The following is a 3,681-nucleotide window of genomic DNA, read 5'->3' as shown; positions in this document are numbered from 1 at the left end:
TCGACGAAGCCCTCGGCCTGCATGGCGGCGAAGCCGATGCGGGGCAGGTCGGCGGAGGCCCGGTAGACCACGAACCGCGGCTCCCAGCGCGGCTGGAACTTGGCGTTGAACTTGTACAGCGACTCGATCTGGAACCAGCGCGAGAGGAACACCAGCAGCCCGCGCCAGGCGCGCAGCACCGGACCGGCGCCGATCTTCTCCCCGCGCGCGAGGGCGGAGCGGAACATCGCGAAGTTCAGCGAGACCCGGGTGATGCCGAACTTCGGGGCGGCCTGGAGGGCGGCGACGATCAGCAGCTCGTTCATGCCCGGGTCGGCGGCGCGGTCGCGGCGCATCAGGTCCAGCGAGACGCCGTCCTCGCCCCACGGCACGAAGTGCAGGATCGCCTTCAGGTCGCCGTACTCGCCCGGCTCGTCGTCCTGCTTGTGCGCGGTGGCGATCAGGCAGTCGCCGTCGGCCGGGTCGCCGATGCGGCCGAGCGCCATGGAGAAGCCGCGCTCGGTGTCCGTGCCGCGCCAGTCCTCCGCCGCCCGGCGGATCCGCTCCAGCTCGGCCTCGCCGAGGTCACGGATGCGCCGTACCCGGGTTTCGTAGCCGGCCCGCTCGATGCGCTTGACCATCTGGCGCACGTTGCGCATCGCGCGTCCGGCGAGTGAGAAATCCGCCACGTCCACCACCGCCTCGTCGCCCAGTTCCAGGGCGTCCAGGCCGGTCTCGCGGGTCCACACCTCGCCGCCGGTCTCCGAGCAGCCCATGACGGCGGGCGTCCAGGAGTGGGCCCGCGCCTCGTCCATGAAGCGCTCGATGGCGCCCGGCCAGGCCTCGACGTCCCCGATGGGGTCGCCGCTGGCGAGCATCACCCCGGAGACGACGCGGTAGGTGACCGCGGCCTTGCCGCTCGGCGAGAACACCACCGCCTTGTCGCGGCGCAGCGCGAAGTGGCCGAGCGAGTCGCGCCCGCCGTGCCTGGCCAGCAGGGCGCGCAGCTTCTCCTCGTCCTCCTCGGTGAGGCGGGCGGCCGGGTGCTCCGGGCGGAAGGCCAGGTAGATGGTGGTCACCGCGGTGATCCAGCCGAGCGCGCCGAGGGAGAAGGCGACCGTCCAGGAGGTGTCGCCCTGGTAGTCGACGGGGCCCTCGAAGCCGAACAGCCCGTAGATGACGTGCGTCAGCCGGTCGGCCAGGCTCGGGTCGCCGATCGTCCGGCCCGGGTGGACGCTGACGATGACGAGTCCGAGGAGGACCGAACCGGCGCTCATCAGAACGAAGTTGGCGAGGGCGCGCCACCGGCTGCGCGGATCGGGCAGGGCGGCGAACTGGTCCCGGTGGCGCAGCAGCGGCACGAGCAGGGCGATCGCGATGAGCGCGCCGATGATCGAGTGCCGGTAGGCGAACTGTGCCGCCGCGCCCGCCGGGAGCAGTGCCACCGCGGCCCGCCACGCCCGGCGCTTGCGCCGCTTGAGCCCGTGCGCGAGCAGCAGCAACAGCACGCCCGCGCTGAGCGAGAGCGCCGCCGCGAACGGCCCGAACGATCCCGGCAGCACCTCGGCCAGGGCGTGCATACGGCTGTGCCGGAAGCGCGGGAAGACGCCCGCGGCGATGTCCAGGAGGCCAACGAGCGTGGCCGCCCGGCCGACCAGAACGGGAACGGACTCGGGGCGCGGACCGCGCAGCAGGCGCCGCCCGCGGCTTGATCGGCCCGGAACCCCGTCCGACACTTCCCCATCTATCCTGACAGACATCGCATCCCGTAGTTCTGCGAGAGACCTTGAATCCGGAGCCCTCGGGGCATCCGGCGACATTGCGCCCTCTAGGACGATGTCTGGGGGAGACAGGTTCACTCCCCAAGGGAAAGTCGGGTCAAAGGCCAAGGAAAGCCCCGGGCAAGCGCGCGCACCAGGCGTGGGTACGGCACGGGCGGAAAGCGCGGACAGGAAACAGCCCATGGGTCTCACGAGCAACAAAGTGCTGTGGCTGGCGATAGTGGTCGCCACCGTGCTGTTCATCGGCACGGTGTGGCTGTGGCCGCGCCTGTCCCGGCATCACTGGCGGGCCGTCAGCGGCCGGGTGGGGCTGCTGCTGGCCACCCAGGTGGCGCTCTTCGCCTCCGTCGGGCTCGCCGCCAACCAGGCCTTCGGCTTCTACGCCAGCTGGGCCGACCTGTTCGGCACGGAGACCGGTCAGGGCGTGGTGGTCGACCACTCGGTGCACGGCGGCGGCGGTGGCCCGCTCCAGGTGGTCTCCACCTCCGAGGTGCCCGGCGTGCGCGCCACGCGGCCGGAGCGGGGCGGGCAGATCCAGAAGGTGGACATCGTCGGCCGCAGGACGCACATCGCGACACCGGCTTACGTGTACCTGCCGCCGGAGTACTTCCAGCCGCAGTACCGCACGCGCACGTTCCCGACGACCGTCGTGCTGACCGGCTACCCGGGCACCGCCCGGTCGCTGGTGGACAAGCTGAACTATCCGAGCACCGCGCAGCGGCTGGCCAAGGACGGGCGCGTGCAGCCGATGATCCTGGTGATGCTGCGGCCGACCGTGGCACCGCCGAGGGACACCGAGTGCGTGGACATCCCGGGCGGCCCGCAGACGGAGACGTTCTTCGCCAAGGACCTGCCGGACGCCGTCCTCGGCCACTACCGGGCCGCCAAGCGGCCGGGCGGCTGGGGCATCGTCGGCGACTCCACCGGCGGCTACTGCGCGCTCAAGCTCGCCATGCACCACCCGCGCGTGTACGCGGCCGGCGCGGGCCTGTCGCCGTACTACGAGGCGCCGATCGACCCCACCACCGGCGACCTCTTCCACGGCGACGCCAGGCTGCGCAACCGCGCCGACCTCTTCTGGCTGCTGCGGCACGAGCCCGCGCCGGACACCTCGCTGCTCGTCACCAGCAGCAAGGCCGGCGAGCACAACTACAAGTCCACGAAGGACTTCATCGATCGGGTGCAGGCCACCGACCGGACCCGGATCTCCTCGATCATCCTCGACAGCGGCGGTCACAACTTCAACACCTGGCGGCGCGAGATCCCGCCGACGCTCCAGTGGCTCAGCGGGCGGCTCGCCGACCACTGAGCCGACGTGTGCTCCTGACGCCTCGTGAGGCCCCTGGTGCGGCCGTGTTTTTACGGGCCGGGGCCCATGAGCCGCCTACGCGCGGTAAGTTTCTGGCCATGCCACGTGGACGCCACCGCCATTCCTCCCCTCTGCACCGGCTGTTGCCTCCCTCGGCGATCGCCGGCGTCTCCGTCGTCTGCGCGTCGGCTCCCTGGGTGTTCTCCGAGGCCGCGGTGTTGCGCGCGCTGGCCGCCGCGGCAGCGGCCACGGCGGTCGTCGGCGCGTTCGTGATGCGCCGCTGGGACGTGCGGGCGGGCCGGCGAGTCGCCGAGCTGACGCGTGCGCGTGCCGGTGACGAATGGCGCTTCGAGGAACGGGTCGCCGAGTTGGAGACCGACCTGGAGGAGTCCCGCGAACTGCGCGCCAAGCTGGAGCAGCGGCTGCGCGCCAAGCGCGCCGAACTGGCCGGCCTGCGCAACGAGCACGCGGCCCTGCTGCGCCGGTACGCCACCGCCGAGACCGAGCGGGCCAGCGCCCTGGAGGGCCGTCGGCTGCTGGAACTCGAGACGACGGAGTGTGCAGCCCGCCGAGCGTCCCGGGCGCGGTCGGCGCGGCCAGGGCGTCCGCGGT

2 protein-coding genes and 1 pseudogene are annotated in these 3,681 nt (G+C 72.2%); 2 read left to right on the top strand and 1 reads right to left on the bottom strand.

Features of this window, described 5'->3' with window-relative positions:
• The coding region (locus H5J33_RS27175) for a phosphatidylglycerol lysyltransferase domain-containing protein (protein ID WP_220212791.1) at window positions 1–1,739 on the bottom strand (1,739 nt) is incomplete at its 3' end.
• 202 nt (window positions 1,740–1,941) lie between these two features.
• Between H5J33_RS27175 and H5J33_RS27170 the strand changes: the two genes are divergently transcribed.
• The gene (locus H5J33_RS27170; protein WP_181797482.1) at window positions 1,942–3,069 is read left to right on the top strand and encodes an esterase family protein; all 1,128 of its coding nucleotides are present in this window, start codon (window positions 1,942–1,944) and stop codon (window positions 3,067–3,069) included.
• Between the two features lie 98 nt (window positions 3,070–3,167).
• A pseudogene (locus tag H5J33_RS27165) lies at window positions 3,168–3,681 on the top strand (hypothetical protein); the annotation flags it as partial.

The sequence above is a fragment of the Streptomyces sp. WELS2 genome, assembly GCF_013870595.1.
In the GTDB taxonomy this organism is placed as follows: Bacteria; Actinomycetota; Actinomycetes; order Streptomycetales; family Streptomycetaceae; genus Streptomyces.
Note: the sequence above shows the minus strand (reverse complement) of the source record. Positions and strands in the feature narration are given on the sequence as shown.

What these genes read in the sequence shown, in the direction of transcription:
- H5J33_RS27170 (WP_181797482.1), top strand. Translation starts at nt 1,942, where the DNA reads ATGGGTCTCACGAGCAACAAAGTGCTGTGGCTGGCGATAGTGGTCGCC.